Origin of the sequence: Bacteroides sp. B1-V-101, assembly GCF_023656585.1 — a bacterium.
GTDB lineage: Bacteria > Bacteroidota > Bacteroidia > Bacteroidales > Bacteroidaceae > Bacteroides > Bacteroides thetaiotaomicron.
The window spans coordinates 1-17382 of sequence record NZ_JAMOKH010000057.1 but is presented as its reverse complement, the minus strand read 5'-3'; the positions used below and the strand labels follow the sequence as shown (position 1 = coordinate 17382).

At 32.3% G+C, this 17382-nt stretch carries 21 protein-coding genes; 1 reads left to right on the top strand and 20 read right to left on the bottom strand.

Features of this window, described 5'->3' with window-relative positions; genetic code table 11:
* Position 1 precedes the first annotated feature (1 nt).
* Both NBH01_RS24860 and NBH01_RS24855 read right to left on the bottom strand, forming a co-directional pair.
* The gene (locus tag NBH01_RS24860; RefSeq protein ID WP_007559152.1) at positions 2 to 1561 is read right to left on the bottom strand and encodes a DUF3945 domain-containing protein; all 1560 of its coding nucleotides are present in this window, start codon (positions 1559 to 1561) and stop codon (positions 2 to 4) included.
* Position 1562: 1 nt separating this feature from the next.
* Positions 1563 to 2282, bottom strand: a complete 720-nt coding sequence (locus NBH01_RS24855; protein ID WP_029425721.1) for a DUF4099 domain-containing protein — start codon at positions 2280 to 2282, stop codon at positions 1563 to 1565.
* 40 nt (positions 2283 to 2322) lie between these two features.
* Here NBH01_RS24855 and NBH01_RS24850 point away from each other — a divergent pair, with 40 nt between their 5' ends.
* On the top strand, positions 2323 to 2988 hold the full coding sequence (locus tag NBH01_RS24850; RefSeq protein ID WP_007559149.1) for a M23 family metallopeptidase: 666 nt from the start codon (positions 2323 to 2325) through the stop codon (positions 2986 to 2988).
* Between the two features lie 46 nt (positions 2989 to 3034).
* Here the strand turns inward: NBH01_RS24850 and NBH01_RS24845 are convergent, their stop codons facing one another.
* The 18 genes from NBH01_RS24845 to NBH01_RS24760 all read right to left on the bottom strand — a co-directional run bounded on the left by NBH01_RS24845 (position 3035) and on the right by NBH01_RS24760 (position 17232).
* The gene (locus NBH01_RS24845; protein WP_007559145.1) at positions 3035 to 3901 is read right to left on the bottom strand and encodes a zeta toxin family protein; all 867 of its coding nucleotides are present in this window, start codon (positions 3899 to 3901) and stop codon (positions 3035 to 3037) included.
* On the bottom strand, positions 3888 to 4148 hold the full coding sequence (locus NBH01_RS24840; protein ID WP_005647331.1) for a hypothetical protein: 261 nt from the start codon (positions 4146 to 4148) through the stop codon (positions 3888 to 3890). The genes NBH01_RS24845 and NBH01_RS24840 overlap by 14 nt, the downstream gene beginning before the upstream one ends.
* Positions 4149 to 4169: 21 nt before the next feature.
* The gene (locus NBH01_RS24835; protein ID WP_005647329.1) at positions 4170 to 4649 is read right to left on the bottom strand and encodes a DUF3990 domain-containing protein; all 480 of its coding nucleotides are present in this window, start codon (positions 4647 to 4649) and stop codon (positions 4170 to 4172) included.
* On the bottom strand, positions 4646 to 5095 hold the full coding sequence (locus tag NBH01_RS24830; RefSeq protein WP_004295329.1) for a DUF3791 domain-containing protein: 450 nt from the start codon (positions 5093 to 5095) through the stop codon (positions 4646 to 4648). Before NBH01_RS24830 ends, NBH01_RS24835 begins: the two co-directional genes overlap by 4 nt.
* Positions 5096 to 6197: 1102 nt before the next feature.
* Positions 6198 to 6839: an OmpA family protein gene (locus NBH01_RS24825; protein WP_007559135.1), complete on the bottom strand. Its 642-nt coding sequence runs from the start codon at positions 6837 to 6839 to the stop codon at positions 6198 to 6200.
* Between the two features lie 2 nt (positions 6840 to 6841).
* Entirely contained in the window at positions 6842 to 7501 is a 660-nt protein-coding gene (locus tag NBH01_RS24820) for a hypothetical protein (RefSeq protein ID WP_007559134.1), read from the bottom strand.
* A gap of 2 nt (positions 7502 to 7503) precedes the next feature.
* The gene (locus NBH01_RS24815) at positions 7504 to 8007 is read right to left on the bottom strand and encodes a hypothetical protein (RefSeq protein ID WP_007559132.1); all 504 of its coding nucleotides are present in this window, start codon (positions 8005 to 8007) and stop codon (positions 7504 to 7506) included.
* Between the two features lie 12 nt (positions 8008 to 8019).
* Complete coding sequence (gene traN / locus NBH01_RS24810; protein ID WP_004295380.1) at positions 8020 to 8859, bottom strand: conjugative transposon protein TraN; 840 nt, start codon at positions 8857 to 8859, stop codon at positions 8020 to 8022.
* A 1-nt stretch (position 8860) separates the two neighbouring features.
* A complete protein-coding gene (gene traM / locus NBH01_RS24805; RefSeq protein WP_007559128.1) occupies positions 8861 to 9970 on the bottom strand; it encodes a conjugative transposon protein TraM in 1110 nt (369 codons plus the stop codon).
* A gap of 3 nt (positions 9971 to 9973) precedes the next feature.
* Positions 9974 to 10405 (bottom strand): hypothetical protein, encoded by a 432-nt coding sequence (locus tag NBH01_RS24800; RefSeq protein ID WP_007559125.1) that lies wholly within the window; start codon positions 10403 to 10405, stop codon positions 9974 to 9976.
* On the bottom strand, positions 10405 to 11019 hold the full coding sequence (traK, locus tag NBH01_RS24795; protein ID WP_005647312.1) for a conjugative transposon protein TraK: 615 nt from the start codon (positions 11017 to 11019) through the stop codon (positions 10405 to 10407). The genes NBH01_RS24800 and traK overlap by 1 nt, the downstream gene beginning before the upstream one ends.
* A 32-nt stretch (positions 11020 to 11051) precedes the next feature.
* Positions 11052 to 12074, bottom strand: a complete 1023-nt coding sequence (locus NBH01_RS24790; protein ID WP_007559121.1) for a TraJ family protein — start codon at positions 12072 to 12074, stop codon at positions 11052 to 11054.
* Entirely contained in the window at positions 12067 to 12723 is a 657-nt protein-coding gene (locus NBH01_RS24785; protein WP_007559119.1) for a hypothetical protein, read from the bottom strand. Before NBH01_RS24785 ends, NBH01_RS24790 begins: the two co-directional genes overlap by 8 nt.
* A 1-nt stretch (position 12724) precedes the next feature.
* Positions 12725 to 13399 (bottom strand): hypothetical protein, encoded by a 675-nt coding sequence (locus NBH01_RS24780; protein WP_004295374.1) that lies wholly within the window; start codon positions 13397 to 13399, stop codon positions 12725 to 12727.
* Positions 13400 to 13409: 10 nt separating this feature from the next.
* On the bottom strand, positions 13410 to 16250 hold the full coding sequence (locus NBH01_RS24775) for a TraG/VirB4 family ATPase (protein ID WP_007660146.1): 2841 nt from the start codon (positions 16248 to 16250) through the stop codon (positions 13410 to 13412).
* 5 nt (positions 16251 to 16255) lie between these two features.
* Positions 16256 to 16555 carry a hypothetical protein gene (locus tag NBH01_RS24770; protein ID WP_004295371.1) on the bottom strand — a complete coding sequence of 100 codons (300 nt, stop codon included), beginning with the start codon at positions 16553 to 16555 and terminating at the stop codon, positions 16256 to 16258.
* 1 nt (position 16556) lies between these two features.
* Positions 16557 to 16871: a DUF4134 domain-containing protein gene (locus NBH01_RS24765; protein WP_004295370.1), complete on the bottom strand. Its 315-nt coding sequence runs from the start codon at positions 16869 to 16871 to the stop codon at positions 16557 to 16559.
* 19 nt (positions 16872 to 16890) lie between these two features.
* On the bottom strand, positions 16891 to 17232 hold the full coding sequence (locus NBH01_RS24760) for a hypothetical protein (protein WP_007559113.1): 342 nt from the start codon (positions 17230 to 17232) through the stop codon (positions 16891 to 16893).
* Positions 17233 to 17382 lie beyond the last annotated feature (150 nt).

Sequence of the window (17382 nt, the reverse complement as noted above, 5' to 3'; positions counted from 1 at the left end):
ATTATAGTTTCATTGTTGGAGTATCATTATTTTTTCCGTAGGTTCTACCATATCCGAGAATAGATGCTTCTTGCTTCGCTGTTGCTTTAATAGAACTATCTATTTTATCCATTTGGGTAGATATTTGTTCTCCGACAGTTTGTTTAGTAGCTTCCCTAGAGCTGGAATATGTTTTTTCTACTTCCTTGTAAGAAGCATAATCTTTAGAAAGTTTATGTTTCTCTAAAAAGGCAGCCATTTCGGTGGGTTTATCTTTAAAAATTTCATCAATCCCTTTAGCTCCTTTTTGGGCTACAAACTCTAATCTTTCTTTATCAGATATATATCTTTCTTTCCCTATTGTTTGTTCTTTCTTTTCAGTCGCTTTAATTTCTATAGTATTTGCATCTTTGATTGATAATCCATTTCTGGCATTCAAATCTAGTTTTACTTTTGCAGCTTTGTTTAGTTCCTCGTTTACAATGGTAATTTCTTTTCCATTTTTGAGATTTTCTTGCTGCATAGGAGTAAGCTCTATTCCTCCAAGTTTTTGGGGAATATGAATGTCTTTTGCTTTTATTGATACTATCTCATTAGTATCTTTGTCACGTTGGTGCAATGTTCTTTCTCCTTTTGAATTAGTCTTTACTACGACATTATCAGCTTTTAGGGCTTTTATTTCATCCTTAGTAAAGGATAAATCATTTTTTATTTCTTGTCGTTTAGGAATGAGCAAGATAGCAATCCCAGCGATTGGGTAAACTACTGTAATAGCTGCGATTGCTAGTTTTCTAGCATTGATACCATCAATTTTGATGCGTTTACCTTCTTCTTTGAAATCAATTTCGTTGGTTTTTAATTTAGATTTATTTTCAGGTGTATTCTCGGCTGTTATATATTTAAGAGTTGTTGCTTTCCCCTCAAAATGGAGTTTTCCATTTTCTGTTTTATAAGACACTTTTTCATTGTCTAGAAGTGTTCTATTACCGGGAGTATCTTCAATGGAAAAATTTAGCATACCTGTTTTTTTCCCATTTTTGATGTTTGCAATATCTTCGGGGCTTAAATTTTCCGGTTTAACTCCTACTTCATTAAACTTGTTCCAGTCTATATCAACATATGAACCTTTACCATCTAGGGTTTGGTTTTGTTCATAAGCATATCGATAAAGGTCTTCTCCTTTATATGCAATTTTATTTTCAAGGTCAATGACTGTAAATCCGTCTTTATATCCTTCATTCTTGTTAGTACCTTGTTTTATATCATCCCATTTTATAATTGCAACATTGTGGTTTTCTCGTAAATATTGGCTATATTCTTGGAAATTATTGCTAGCTTGTTCTTTATCAAAGAAACTGATTATTCTTTCTTTAGATTGCTCTAATAAAGATTCTCTATTATCTCCTAAATTGCCAAGTTTAAGTGTATTCAGTGGATAAGTATATGTTTCATTACCTTTGGAAAAGGTAATATCACCATTCCGATATTCTTCTGAATATCCAAGAATTGCTGCTATTGCTCGGAATTGTCCGGCATTTTCATAACTATATTGCAAAGCTTCAAATTTTTTCTTTTCTTCCATTTTATAATTTGAATTTATGTTCTACTTTAGATTGCGATTCATTTCCAAGTGTTGTTTTTTGTCCTTTCATGTATTCTATATATTCATTTCTGTTTTTATCAGTATGAATAGTTCCTATAATTTGTGGGTTATGCCGGTCATAAGCTATTTTCTGTTTCTGCTCGAAGTCTAGGAATTTTATTCCTCTTGGATTATTTAAATCTAATCTTATGGCAATTTTTTCTTTGTCAACATTCAAAATTAATTCCTTACCTGATTTTAGAGTTTCCTTTTGTTGCTTATCCAGCTCAACACCTTTTATGTTTGAAGGTATTGAAATACTTTTGATTTTTGTTTTAAGCAATTCGTTTGTTTCAGGGTCTAATTGTACGAGATATTTTTCATTGTTAATAGTTTTTGTTATTATCTCGTTATCTTGAAGTCGTTCTAACTCCTTTGGTTTAAGGTTTATATCATTCATTATTTCTGGTCTGACTGGATGAACTTTAACGCCAGCATTGTTGCTATCTTTCCAGTACAAACTTATTTTTCCTTTCATACTTATTTCTTCTCCATTATTATCGTGAAAAGAAAGGTCTAGTAAACTGGTTCTCTTTCCAGATAATAGAGCTGTGATATTTGCCTTATCCAAAGACCATATCTGTTTTTTTGATATTCCTATTAGTTCTAATTCTTTATATGGAATATCATTTTCATTAAAAATAGCTTGCTTTTTATCCATGTAATGTATATTTTTGCTCAAAAGTAATAAAAATATCAATATGAAGAATAAATTTATCATGTTTTTTACTTATTCATTGTTTTTTTCAGTGAATGGCTACTGTCAGTTTAATACGGTATTACAGAAAAAGGATATTCCTAAAGCGGAACCTGTATTAGCAACGACAGAAAATAAATTGATAGAAGAAAAAGAAAAGGCTGTTGTCGTCAATGATGCTTTGACTACAGAACGACTTGCATACTGGAAGCAAAGAAGGTATTTATCTTTGCCCATTGATTCAATGGTGATAACTTCCCATTATGGTAAAAGAAAAGACCCATTTACTGGAAAAATAGCAAATCATAGAGGGATAGACCTTAAAGGCAACAACGACTATGTTTATTCGATAATGCCGGGAATGGTTGTAAAAACAGGAAAAAATAAAGGGTTGGGCAATTATGTAGAAGTGCGTCATGGTGATTTTACTTCTATCTATGGGCATTTATACAGTGTGCTTGTAAATGCGAAACAAGCTGTTGAAGCTGGGCAACCAATAGGCATTAGTGGAAGTACCGGGCGCAGCACAGGAGAACACTTACATTTTCAAATGGAATACAAAGATAAAACTATAGACCCTAAGCCAATTCTTGATTATATTAATGAGGTAATCAGAACCGTTAAAGGACAAATTTCACAGCAAATAGATAATGAGTTAAGACGCAAATAAATAGAAAAAGAGGATTGGAAAAGCCAGTCCTCTCTTTTTGGAAGAATCAGAAGAAACCTTTTTTTAATCCTTTTTCTTGTCTTTGAACTTTTTCTAGTGAAGATTGAAGTTGTGACAGAGCTTCTTTCATTCCTTTTTTTACTTCAGGATTCGTTACGGATTCAATAAGCTCTTTTCCTCTTTGAATGTTAGTGTTAAGTATTTCTTTATTCTTCATCTGTTTTGAACGACTTTCATCTATAAAAATAGATGGCATACTTTTGCAACTCCATTCACCATTTACTAGATTGAAATCTTTAATTCTTTCTTTCGCTAAGTAGGTGTGGATAGAAATCTTATCTACAGCCTTATCACTGTATAATTGATTTGCAGATTTCATTAGTCCATTTACGGCTTTGTTATGTGAATCAATATCGGCTAATCGTCCTTGTCCTTTACTTAGTACTTCTTCTTGATACCTGTTGTAAAGTCCTAGTTGGGTAAACTCCTTGGGGGCTGCAATAATATATGCTTCAACTCTAAATCCTGCATCTTTAAATTTTTGTGCTGTCTTTAAAGGTACATCTGGATTTCTCATAGTTCCTTCTATAATAATATTGCATTTCCGTTTAATGGCTTCTTCTATTAGTCTTTCTGTAAAAACGCTAGAAAAAATCTGGGTTTCAATGGGGTATTTAATAGGGTCTTTTATTAGTTCCTTATTGGGGTGAAACTGTCTGTAAAGGTCACCATTAACAGTGAGAAAATCTAAGTTAGGATGGTCTTTCTTTGCAACATTTATAAGAGTGCTTTTTCCGCAAGCTGGTTGTCCACCTAAGATTATAGCAATAGGCTTTTGTGATGATATATTGATGTCCTCAAATAAGCCATCTTTTTTTTGTTCAAAGATGGCTTCTACTTCATAGCGTTGCATAATATGCTTTCAATTTAGGTGCGTAATAGTTTTGTATCTTATCCATGACTGATAAGCGCACATTTTCAGAAACTTCAAACTGCAACAATCCATTTGCTATTTTTTCTTCTGTGTTGAGAACAGAAAGTTCTTTTTGCAGTATTTTTTTTCTGTTTTCATCCTTCTCTTCTGATATTTCATCTATCTTCATCATGCGGAGTGTCCCGATAATGTCGAGCGCAACATCCAAGCTCATTTCTTTATTCATGGTTCATTATAGTTTTATGATTTATACTTCAATAGATTCTGTGAATTTTAATAATGGAATAACTTTCACTGTATGAAATGAAAGTTGGTTAAAAAGCTTATGGGTCTTTAGCATTTCAATCGCTGCATCAGCCGTAACAACACCTTGTTCATAAAGCCGGATTGTTGCATATAACTGGTCATTGGCAACGGGTCCCATTATTAAATCATAGCTGTTTTTTCCTTTTCCTCTGCGGTTATTAACTACAAACTCCAGCCACTCTTTTGTAGCCCCATCAAATCGAAGGACTGAAAACTCTCTATCAAGAATATTATCGGGGACTTCATAAACTGAAACGACCGCTTTTTTACCATGTTCCCGATTTCTTTTGAGTATTGCCCACTTCTTAGCCTGTTCAAAATTAGTTGTCGTATAGAATCCTTTTCCAAAGTCAGTAGCTTTACGCCCTTTCTGTATATTAGGGGATTTGACGGTAACTGTTGAGCCGTGATATAGTTTCATGCCTTTTTATTGATATAAGTTATTATAGTATCTAATATATACTCTGTATCTTGTGTGTGCAGCATTTCAAAATTTTCATATAGAAATTCAAAAACGCCATGATTGGAAAACAGCAAAAGAGTTTCTTTAGCACTTATATTTTTAGTTTCCCTGTAATTTTCAGCACAAAACATTTGAAAAAGCAATATCTTTGGATTGTCCTTTTGTACTTTCTTCTGTTCTGTTTTCTCTTTTTCTAATGCTTCATAAAGTGATAATGTACTTGAATACCATAGTTTTGTGTTCTCGTCCAATAATGCCTTGTACAAATTGGAAGAATATATATAGTATAACGCATCTTCTAAAGGTAGCGTTTTTCTTTTCATGACTGTATCAACCAATTCTCTCATAACAAATGGGAGCATAGCCGAACCAAGTTCATTTTGATATGTTTGATTAGTTTCCATAACTATTTATTTTCTAATTTTATATAGCTATCTTGCTGATGTCTTTAGCAAAGATAGAGAAAAAACAATCATCATAGACCTATTGTATTGATTAGTTTGTAAATAGGTTCTTTGTATTTCTTTAGATTTTTAATTTGTATAACATACTTATTGATTCCTAACTCATTAAAGATTTCTGCGTACATTTTTATTATGGATTTTCTGTAGTAGATGGTTAATCCTACTATTGCAATGCAAATAAAAATCAAATAGACTAGTTCACTATACGCATAGATTGCTAATACAAAAATTCCACCCATAGCCCATAAAAAGCTACTTAAAAGAAATCTTAAGATATTCATGATTTTGTTTGCTGTTCTTTATACTGGCAGCCAAACCAGCTTTAAAAGTTTATTTATCTCTTTATTTTCAATACTCAAAGATAGTAATTTTCTATAAATGTCGCAAATAATAGGACAATTATTTTTGTTAAAAATGGTTTTAGGTTTATAGACTGCCGAAGTTTTATTTTTCCCTAAAGTTTTTGGTATCATAATAATGTTCTCTTATCGTCCATGCCGGGCAGAACCCGGAAAAGTACGGTATCAAATACCTTCCCGGTTTCTCTCCAGTGCAGGCAGAAAAGGTATCAATTAGATGCAATCCTTTTGCTGATGGGCGATAGTTCCTGAATGGTGTCGGTATCGTTTCTTTTATGATGCAGCCGTTTTTCTGTATTCAGATATAGAGAGAAACGACACAAAGAACTTTAGGGAAAAGAAGATTCTTCGTGTTGCTCTTTCTGGAAGTGGAGTATATTAATCATATATTATATGTTTATAGGTTCATATATTATATATTCATATATTATTTATATATAGTGTTTTCTCTTTGTTCTTTTTCCCTAATGTTTTGTGTCCGGCTTCCGGCAGCTTTTTGTATTTGGTATCAAAAGGTCGTTCTGCAGGGTGTGCCAGGAATGATAATTCGGTATCATTTCATCATGCCATGTTTGCCCATCAGTGCCGGAACTCCGAAAAGTACGGTATCAATTTCTTTCCAGACTATAAAACAAAGACCGAGAGTTTTACCTCCCGGTCTTTGTTAATAGAAATCTCTCTTTTTAATATTCATCATTTGTGATAAATATTTCTACTCTCCTATTTTTAGCACGTCCAGCTTCACTTGTATTGTCTGCAATGGGTTCGCTATATCCTTTTCCATCTTCTGTTATGTTGTTTGTTTCTATACCAGCGGTTCTAAGGTAATTTCCTACTGCTGCTGCTCTATTTTTAGAAAGTATGATATTGTATTGTTTTTCTCCTATATTGTCAGTATGCCCAATTATTTTAATCTTAGTATTGGGTATTTCACTAATGATATTACATAAGTCAGAAAGCATTTTTTGAGCTTCTTCATTTAATTCATATGAATCAAATTTGAATAGGATTTCACTTTGAGCTGTTGCTTTAAACTGTTCTTTTCCATTTTTATCTTTATAGCTGGAGATTGATAAGCCATCAATAGCTTTTAGTTTATTTCTTCTAGCTTCTATCTTTTCTTGGATAGCTTTATCTCTTTCCTCTTTAACTAATTTTGCACTTCCACCAACTATTGAAGCGGTTGAATAGTTACTATTATTTTCTATCATGTCTTTTTCTTTGTCGCTTAGTTCAGCGTTACTGAAAGTTATCATATGCGTTGAAGTACATGCGGTAAAAAATGTAACAACGAAGGCTGCTAGTATAATTATTTTCTTTTTCATGATTATCTTATTGCTATAATAGGTCTGATTTTAAATGAATTTCTTTTGCTTGTACTGGTTGCTCTTCCTTTTGTTAATGAAGAAATTAGTGCAAACACTTTAGGAGTATCTTTTCCTGCTCCATCTTCTGTAGAACTCCAGTACCAACCATCAAAGTGCGTTCCTCCAATGATTGAGAAAGAAGAATATACCTTTTCAAGATTATTAGAGATTGCTTTGTTTTGTGCGATAGAGCCAATAAACCAACCTGTAACACCTTTTGGTGCGTATTCTATAGCTTTTTGAGCTGCTGGATAAGCTAAACTATCTTTTATAGCAAAGTTCATTATTGCGGCAGTATTAGCTGCTCCATCAAAGCTGTTTTCATCTTCCGAAACATTAGCTATATCCTCGTCTGTATCTATTAAAGGATTTTCTTCTAAATCTTCTAATGAAACGGCATAAGCGGTTTCTTTTATATCAGGATTATTCCCATCATTACACCAAAATACAACTCCAATGGCTTCTTTTTCATTGGGTGAAAAAAGTGAGGGATGCACTATACTTCCATCACTACATAAGATACTACCCGGCTGTAATGATGTGTCTATAATATCTTCGTGTTTTGTACATGATGATATTACCCCTATAATGGATAATAGAATTATATATATTTTTTTCATACTTAATTATTTATTGGAAATTTGACACCTACTAATAATCCATTTCGGAAATGGTCACGTGTCCAAAAGACAAAATCATTTTTTTGCATTACAAAGACTTGCATTCCATTTCTAAATGAATAGCTATATTCTAAACCTATATCAATGGAAGCCTGAAACCCTTTTCTGTTAGCTCCTAAATCTGCTCCAAACCGCCATCTTAAATTACTGTTTTTGCCTCGTGAGATTGTAGGTTTATATGCTGCACCTATGCCGAATGTTTTATAGCTCCAGAAACTATCAGAGCATACCTTATTACATACCGGGCATTTATCATATGCTGTAGCTAAATCAATATATAGTTCATAAGCATTGTGATATTTACCTTCAAACTCCAGCCCTACAACTGCATTGACGGTATTTTTCCATTGCCAACCTCCTGAAATATTAAAAAACTTATCACCATCACCAGCCATTGACTTTAGGGAAAAAAATAAGGTGATAACAAGAAATGCTATTCTTTTCATAATCGTAAAATTTTATTCAGTAAAAGCATCTGCATGAAGAATGTCTGCATAATCAATTCTTAATGTTATAGTACGTCCTGAAATCTGTTTTTCAGATATTTCTATGGTAAGAACTTTTTCGTCTGGGAAAGTAAATTTTTCAAAGACAAAAATATTTCGATAGTTCTTCTTGAAAACAAGATTCTTATTAACTTGCATCAATGGAAGTATTTCTATAGATTGAAAATTAGTAGCCTTTGTTTGTTTTTTATCTTCTATTTTGAAGCGTATTTGGTCTATATCATATCGTATTTTTGTTTTATTAATCATAGAAATATCAATAAAGAAATACTTATCTAATGTGTAGATATTGTTTAGTACAATTTTCATTAGGTTACTTTTACTGGAAACATCATAGAATTTATTTTTTGAAATAAACATTCTATGTGCGTAATCATACATTTGTGCTTTGGTTAAGTTCACTTCTGGATTCATATAGCTACGTAAATCAGCATAAGGGATATTAAAGCGAGTGTATGCTTTTGCTAAATCGCTACTATATACTAGCATATATTGTACGAAAAATCTTTCTGTAACAATGGTGATAACTCCACTAGCTCCTTCTTTTGTGGGCTTTATTCTAAGAGAGTTACCAGTAGGAATATCGCCAACAATATCATTGACTGATATATCAACATATTTTATATCTTCCATAGCTATAAAATGCGTTGAAACATCTTTGTTGACGTATATAACCTTTAGTTCTTCTGGGTTTTCACCTGCAAGCTCGATGTTTTCTCCAATAGGGGTGTTCTGTGCATTTCCTGTAATAACAGAAACCATTGTGCATAATGCAATAAAAATCTTTCTCATATTATTGTTCTTTATCTTTGTTGTTTACTAAAAAAACTTGTGTGTTATATTTTAATTTGGCTTTGTTTTTTTTGATGTTTTTGGAAAGAGCTTGGGTTGTACTACGGTAAGCATCTTGTAAAGCACCTAAAGCGAATTGTTCTACTCCTTCTGATTGGCTGTTCATTTGTATAGTTTGGCTTCCTATTTGCGCTCCAACATCTTTACTCAAATCTCTAAAAGCTGATGAAGGAACAAAGAAACCTTCTTGTCCGTCATTATCATATACAGATAAATCTACTTTCATTTGTCTGCCATCAACCATTATAGAGGAAATATTAATGTGTACTCTTTGAGCTTTAAAGCCAGATACATTCCCATATAGGTAAGTGCCTTTAGTTAAAAGAGCGTCATTAATCATTATATCATCTAGAAGCCGTATGCGTACTCGGCTACCATCTGTTACTTTTAAAGTTTCATCTAATATAGCTGTGATTAGTGAAGTTTTTTGTTCTTTCCCTACAGTATTAAAATATACTTCTGCGGGATTTTTCGCTTTTACAACTTCTATAGCCTTTTCTTTTGGCTTTTCATCTTGTTTTTTTTGAGGTGTTCTAGGACGTGGATTTTGTAATGAATCTATATAAGCCATTTGCATTTTAAAAAGCTCCATTTCTTCTTGCATCTTGGATTTTTCAGGAGCTTTCCTAGTTTCTGTTTGACTTGATTCATCTATAGTAGGAAATCCTTTTATTTGTTGTTCCAATTCCTTTTCTCGGATTCTAGAAGCTTGATTTAAACTGTCAATTTGCCTTATTTCATCATTGGAGTAAAGAGAACCAGAACTTTCAATTTCGCTAACTTCTTCTTCTTTATCTATGGTTTGTATTGATGAATAATCAGAAGATTTATTGAAAGCTCCTTTGAGTGATTCAAATTTACTTTTTATCTCTCTTTTTTCTAAATTAGCATCAGGAATATCAAGATTTAATTCTTCCGTTTCTACTAATGTAGTTTCTTCTGCTGGGGCAGAGTTTATCATATCCTTAACTAGCCATCCTATCCCTAGAATAAAAGGTAGGATGAGTATCGGAATGATGTACTTAGGCTTTTTAATATCAATCTGTTTCATACGCTATTTATTTAATTTATTGTATAAATTTTTTATTCGTATAGTGTCTTCTGGAGTTAATTTCCCATTTTTTCTTAGCTCATTAATTTCATTTTGCATTTTAATCACTTCTAACAAGTCGTGAACTCCTACTTGTTTTTTTTGTAGGGTACTATCAATGTTAATTTGTACTTTGCTTTTTTCTTCGTTGAAAACTTGCATTGGCTTTCTTTCTGGACGCATTACTAATGATAGAATTGTGACGAAAGAAAGGAATGAAATCGTAATTCCAAACATAGCTTTACGGTGTATATCAGCCCACGCCAATAAGCGTTCACAAGCGTTATTAACTCCGAACTTTTGAAATATTTTAGTAAGAAGAACAACTGTAGCTTGCTCGGCTTTAGTCTTGATACTTTCTTTTCTATCATTCTTTTTATGTTTAAACAGTTTCATTAGAAATTCTTTTTTACTTTATAATCTAGGTCTTTGTTTAGTATCGTTTTCCAATCTGTGATAATAAGTCCATGAGGATTATTTTCAGTACGTGGAATTTGTCTTAATTTCCCTGTAGTTACAAGTTGCCTTTTTAGAATAGAGGTTTCTCGCTCTATACGTTGGATGCCATAGTACTCAAAAGATAGGTTGTTCATGTCCACCTTGATACTATCTGTCATAATTGTTACTGTTGCAGAACTCGCTAATATGGTGTTGAAATATCCTTTTTCTTTTAAATTATTATATTGTTTTAATCCGCTATCATCAATTAGATACATGGCTTTTTCCATGTTGTATTTTATAAATTCATCGTCTGGTGGTAATGTGAAAAATAAAGTGTGGAATAGATTTATGTGGCTCTTACATTCGACTTCCAAGTTGACTTCTGTACCAGTTTGTTTTACTAGTACAGGGACATCATTATCCAAAACATATATTTTTTTTCTTTCAGCTTTTACTAAAGAGAAACAAAAGGCTAGTACCATACCTGAAATAACTATACTAGTTGCAAAACAGCCAATGGATAAAATTCCGGCTAATTTGATTTTATTTTCTAAGTTTTTAATAATCATGATTATGTGAATTTAAAATTTAATGAATCTTTTTACATAGCTGCACTGGCTCCACCTGTAGCCGGAGCTGCTACAGCTTTGGTTGCGATGGCTGCTCCTCCAACCATGCCTCCTACTGCTTGCCCTACTCCAGTTGTACTTACAATCCATGTAGAAACAAAAGGTATTGTAAGCATGGCAAATGCTCCAAGTAATGCTGTAAGAAGGAAGCTATTGACACCTCCAGAGGTCATTCCGACATACATGACAAATGCAGCTTCATTTCTAAGCGCATATTCTAAAATTTCAATTTCTCTTTCTATCCCATATTGCATTACTACTAAAGAAATTGATAATACTATATATGCAATACATGAATATAAACTAACACTGACAAAACGAGCTATCCATTGTATATAAGCATCCCGAAATGCAGGTAAAACAGAGAATGCAAAAGCTAGTGGACCAAGAATAACTAATATTCCTGTGAATATGATTTGTAGGAAAAAGACAAAATAGGTACATACTTGCCAAAAAGTAACGACAATAAATTCAATGATATTAAACATTATCATTTTAACCTTAGCGACTACATATACATATAATCCAGCTATCTTGTCTCCAATAGCTGAGAAGTCTATACTAAAATCATACCATTTCTTATCCTTAACTTCATTTTCGGCTCTTTCAACTTCTAATGAAGTATGTAATAACTCTACTGCTACGCTATCAATGAGTGCATATCTATTACGAGAAAGTAATTCTACTTCTTCTATCTGATTCGTAAACATAGCCTTGCTTCGTGCTGTTAATAACTCTCCGGGATAACTGATTAGATTAATAAAGGGAATCCAGAACATAAGAACCAATCCCAGTGCGAATGGACGCAATAACGGGATAATCTCTAATTTTTTATCTCCACTCATCATTTTGAAGCTTTCTACTCCAAAATATAACAACATAAAGATTGCTGCCAATGCTTGTGCATCCGCAATAAATTCTCCGAATAGAACAGTTGTTTTATCTCTTAGTCCATCAAATAATTCAAATAAGAATTTATCTATTAACTCATTCATGGCTCATTATTGTTTTATTTATATTATTCAATCTTGTTATTAATGAAAGAACCTCTATTAGTTCTTTATCAAAATCTAAATAGGCTTCCCTTTTTTTAGAGTTACTCATATGTGAATCATGGATTATATCTATGTTCTTTTTTATTCTAGTAACTTCATCAGTTATAACTTCAACATGTTCTTTATTACCGCCATTAGAAGAATATTCGACAAGTTTTTTATTTATATCATTAAGAATATCATTTCTACGATTTTTAGTTAAAGTATATTGATAATCAATTTCTTTATCTCCAAATTTGAAGAGTTCCTGTCTATATATGGTATCAACATTATACCCTTCTTTTTCTGTTTCTGATTTATTGTACTCTACGGCTGCCATCATGGGAATTTCTTGTAACTGGAAATTACGTCTATCTTCCTTCCCGTATTTGTCGTGTAACCCTAAGCCCGGCAAAGGAATTTTAATACCCAAAACCTTTTTATACCATATCCAGTAATGATACCATTCTGGTTGTAGTCGTACTCTATCCATAAATTCCATATTATTAAGCACGCTCCATTTCCCTTTATCCTTTACAGGCATTTGGGAATAGGTATTAGAAGTACCAATAATCAACATTAGGGAAAAAAATAAAAGCACTCTTTTCATATTATCTTTTAGGTTTTACTTTATAATTCTGTAATAAATCATCAACTAATTTTGAACGATTATCTTTGTATTTAAATACCCCCGGAGCTAATGTTTGTAATACTCCATTTCTTTTTGCTGTTTTCATCTGTCGGCATACAGCGTATGCTATACCTCTCATGTTTCTTAGTTCATTAATAACATACTTAAGCAAGTCTATTCTTTGCTTATTATCCATAAGGTTTACATCTGTCCCGACAATAGCGACCTGATAAATGTATTGTGTCAAATCCGCAGTGCGATTTACTAATTCTAGCTCTGTTTTTGCTGACACCAATAATAAAGCCGGGTCACCTACAGCAAGTTCAACCATTTGTTTTTGATATTTACCAATATCTGCTGCAATATCAGTGCAGTAGATAATATCTTTTCCTGTTTTTATGATGGCTTCTACAGATTTTAGGCTATTATAAAATTTGCTTTGGAAAAATTCAATCTGAACCATTTTTTCACTGATTTGTTTTTGTATAAGGCTTATTTGAGCTTCATTCTCTTTCACTTTAGAGAAAGAAGTATGTTGCACCTTATGATTAGCTATAAGTGTTTCCATACAGGTTATATCCAAGACTGCCTTTTGCGAATATGCAACTTGGGTTAAAGTAGATGCTACCACTAAAATAAATAGGATTTTCTTCATGATATTATCTTTAACGGTTTGTAATCCATTTGTATTTATCTAGGATATACTTATATAATGGTTGTTCCCCTATGATGTTAAGTATATCTTTTAGGCTTCCATCATCGGAGTGATACCCTAGTACCTTATTGACTTGTAAAACCCAATCCATATTTTTTAATTTGGAAGATTTTAGGTCTATTATAAAATTATCCAATCCTGTTTGGAAACTACCATAAATGATATGATAATATCCAACAGCATCTTTTTCAATTCGTTCTGTAGTAAATGTGAAATATTCGTGTAGAGAAACCTCTACTCCAAATACATTTCCATAATTTCCTCTTTTTATAAATACTTCATTAAACCGATTACGGTTTTCTTTATTGGGAAGTTGATTTATGGTAAATATTTGCTTTTGATTTACTTCCGTTAGGGATAAAAGATTTGCTATTTCTTGATATTTGTCTATAAATTTACTTTGGTCTAATAGGCATATAATATCGGAGTTGCTGATTATAGAGTTTTTGACTACAGGATTACTAATTATGTCCTCCAGTTCTTGAGTAACAACCATTGCCATACCCCAAAATTTACGAACTGTTTTATACAAATAGAGTATATAGCCAGCCATCATAGGGCTAGCTATGGCTTTCCATGCTTCTTCAATTATTAATGCCTTTCTGTTCTTTTTTAATCTCATTTTTTGAATAAAAACGTCCATAATAATTAAGGTTACTATTGGAAATAATTCAGGGTCATCTTTAATTGCATCAATTTCAAAAACTATAAAGGGTTCTTCAAAAAGGGAAGTGTCAAAATCCTCATTAAGAGTTTTTTCTAACTGTCCTCCTTTATAGAATTTTTTTAATAGAAACTTATAGTTAGTAATATCAAAATCAATTTTGTTCTCTTTGCAAATGATAGGTATAATGCGTAGGGAAAATTCGTAGAAAGAGTTAAAAGATAAGCTTTCAACTTTTATTTCTTTCAATATATCTTCCTTCTTCTGGATTCGTCTTTCTATTATAGAAAGTAATCTAGTTTCAGGATTATCAAGCTCTTGGCGTGTAAAGCCTTTTTCGATGAGAATGTTTTGTATCGCTTTTTCTGCGTTGGTTTTTTCTCCGCCTTCTCCTTTTTCTACTAGTTGCTGTAATTTCTCTATTTTTTCGGAAAGTATCTTGCGTTCTTCTTTTTCCCTTTCGTTTTCAAATTCTTCTTCATTGACTTGAAATTCGAGTAGTAAATTTTCACGTATGGCTTCTTTTTCCGCATCTGAATAACCATTAAAGGGATGAAAGTAGAAAGAATAGTATTTTTCTATGGTAATATCCATAATTTCTTCTTCTTGCTTTTTGACCTCACCATTTGCACCTTTCCATATCAGGAAAATTAATGATTTAAGAAAGTTTTTCTTTTCTACATTATACTCTTCTTCAGTAATTCGGAAAGGATTCATAGATATAGGCTTGCTTTCAGAATAAGTAATGTATTTGCCATGATAGTATTCGCACATTCCTGAATAACTATGCCCTGTATCTACCAATACAATATCAGTGTTATCTAAAACCCATTGTCTTACTTTGGAGTTGACATAGAAAGACTTACCAGAACCACTTGGACCTAAAACAAAGAAGTTGGAGTTATTTGTATATTTTTTCTCACCTTCTTTCCCGGACATATCTATTCCAACAGGCAATCCTTGTCTGTCTGTAAAATAAGTAAGAAAAGGGCTGTTTTCTGTTACTTGTAATTTTTCCTTGAACAAAAGACAAATTGCAGCATCGGAAGTTGTTAGAAATTTGTCATAACTGTTTAGGTTGATTGCGTTTCCTGGCAGTGCACATTCGAATAATTCTAATTGGTTGAAGCATTGTTTATTAATAATAATGCCACAATCAAAAAGAGATGTTTCAACATAGTTGATAGCCTTACTAATATCATCAAGACCAGCAAGAATTATATTATAATGTGCATATACAAGCATTTGCCCTTCTCTGGCAATATCCGACTGCACTCGTTCTATGTCTTCTACACATAAATCATTTGCAGGGTCAGGCATTCCTTTATGTTTTTTCTTTTTGCCTTCTAATTTGTTTGCTTCGTTTCGTTGGTCTGGAATATTTATTACTTGATTATAGATAATTGTGTCTATACCTGGTGTATCATGCAAAAAAGAGAGTAAGTCAACAGGAAACCTTAGCCCAATATTGACCTCTTTATATGGTTTTATAACAGAAGGAAAATTAACTTCGTCAATATCTACAAGAGAAATGCACTGTACGTTTTTTTCTCCAATTATAAGATTTTCTTCTCTTGCTTTGATATTTTTTAGGCTTACTGTTTGCTGATTGAAATTGATAGATAGAAATCTTTTTATATATATTTCTATTTCATTTTCATTTAATAGTTTAGCTCTTATTCCTCTGTTAGCGAATAGTCCTAATACTTTTGTGATGTTTCTAATAAAAGTATCAAACCTTCGAGGGTCAAAAGAAAAGAATTTAGACCTTTCTACTTCTCCTGTAATAACAAGATAAGTAGAAATATCAGTATATATTCGTCCTTTAAAATGTTCAAAATAACGATTTGATAAATAGTCGTTCTTCCTATTCTGGGGTGGTAAAAATGATTTTTTACATAGAATATCCTGTTTTTGTATTGTATATCCAGTTCCTAATACTTTGAGGATATTAGTAAATAAGTGGTGAAAATCATAGTAAGCATCCATATCTGCTGAATACTGTATTATAGGATTTTCACATTTAATGATAACAGAATAGTCGCCCCTTCGGTTATAGAATATAGGAGTATTGTCTATTGTTTCAATACCAATATAAGGAGCTTCAAATTCACTTTTCTTTTTCATAAGCTTTATTTTTTTCTATCTCTTATAAAAGTGCGTGATACTATATATATGCCTTTTCGTTTATCTTTCCTGTGAAGCCCTTTTCTTTGTAATTGCGATGTTATTCCTAACCCTCCAAACATAACTATTACAAGAGTTATACCTCCCCACATAAAAGAAGCCAGAGTAGAAACAATAGCACATAAAAGTAAAGCACTAATAATACAAGCTCCACCGATATATATGAACTTGCCTTTAAATCCTTTGAAAATAAGGGGCTTTTGTAGCCCCTTATATACATTGTAACTTGGATACTCTTTCGACATATTAGATTCCGAAGAATGCTTTTACGACAACACCTGATACAACCAGAAAGATACATGACCCCATCCAGCCCATAACAGCCTTTTGTACATCTTGGTCACCAGAGTTCCATTTTAAATAAACTCGCACTGCTCCAACTAATCCTACTAGACCTCCTAGTATCATCATCATGTTTCCTAGGGGGTCCATGTAGGTTGCAAGTTCAGAACTAGCTGCATCAATTCCCGCAGCACCTTGTGCAAAAGTGTTAGTTACTACCATTATGCTAATGGCTAAAGCGAATGCTCTTTGAGCAATTTTTGAAAAAAACTTTTTCATTTGAATAAAAATTAGTTGTTTATTTGTTAAAATTTACGTGTGAAAACATGCTTTTCCCTTTAGCAAGAAGTTGTTCCATTGGAATACCTTGTGTTTCAACTTCCATTTCAATAGATTCATTTACAGATACATAATTCTGTTCAGATTCTTTTTTTTCATCTTCTTTTTCGTATGAGCCTGTTTCAAAATCTTCATCTACAACTTTGTGAGGTATTTCTTCTTCCTCTCCTATTGAAATAATTTCTTCTTCTTCACCTGTATTGGTTTTGCTTTGCTTTAGGAAAGCATCATACAGGATGTTTGCAGCGTAGTAAACTACATAAATGGCAAATACAGCCATGATAAATTGTGAATAACTCATATTCTTAAATTTAAAAGTTTCATTAATCGACCCTTTTTCTGTACTTTTGATTTATAATAGTACTAGAGGTAATAACAGGGGGGAAAGCCCTAGTTTAAAATAGTTTCGCGAATAGTTGAATTTATGAAACTTGGATTTAAATAAAATGGA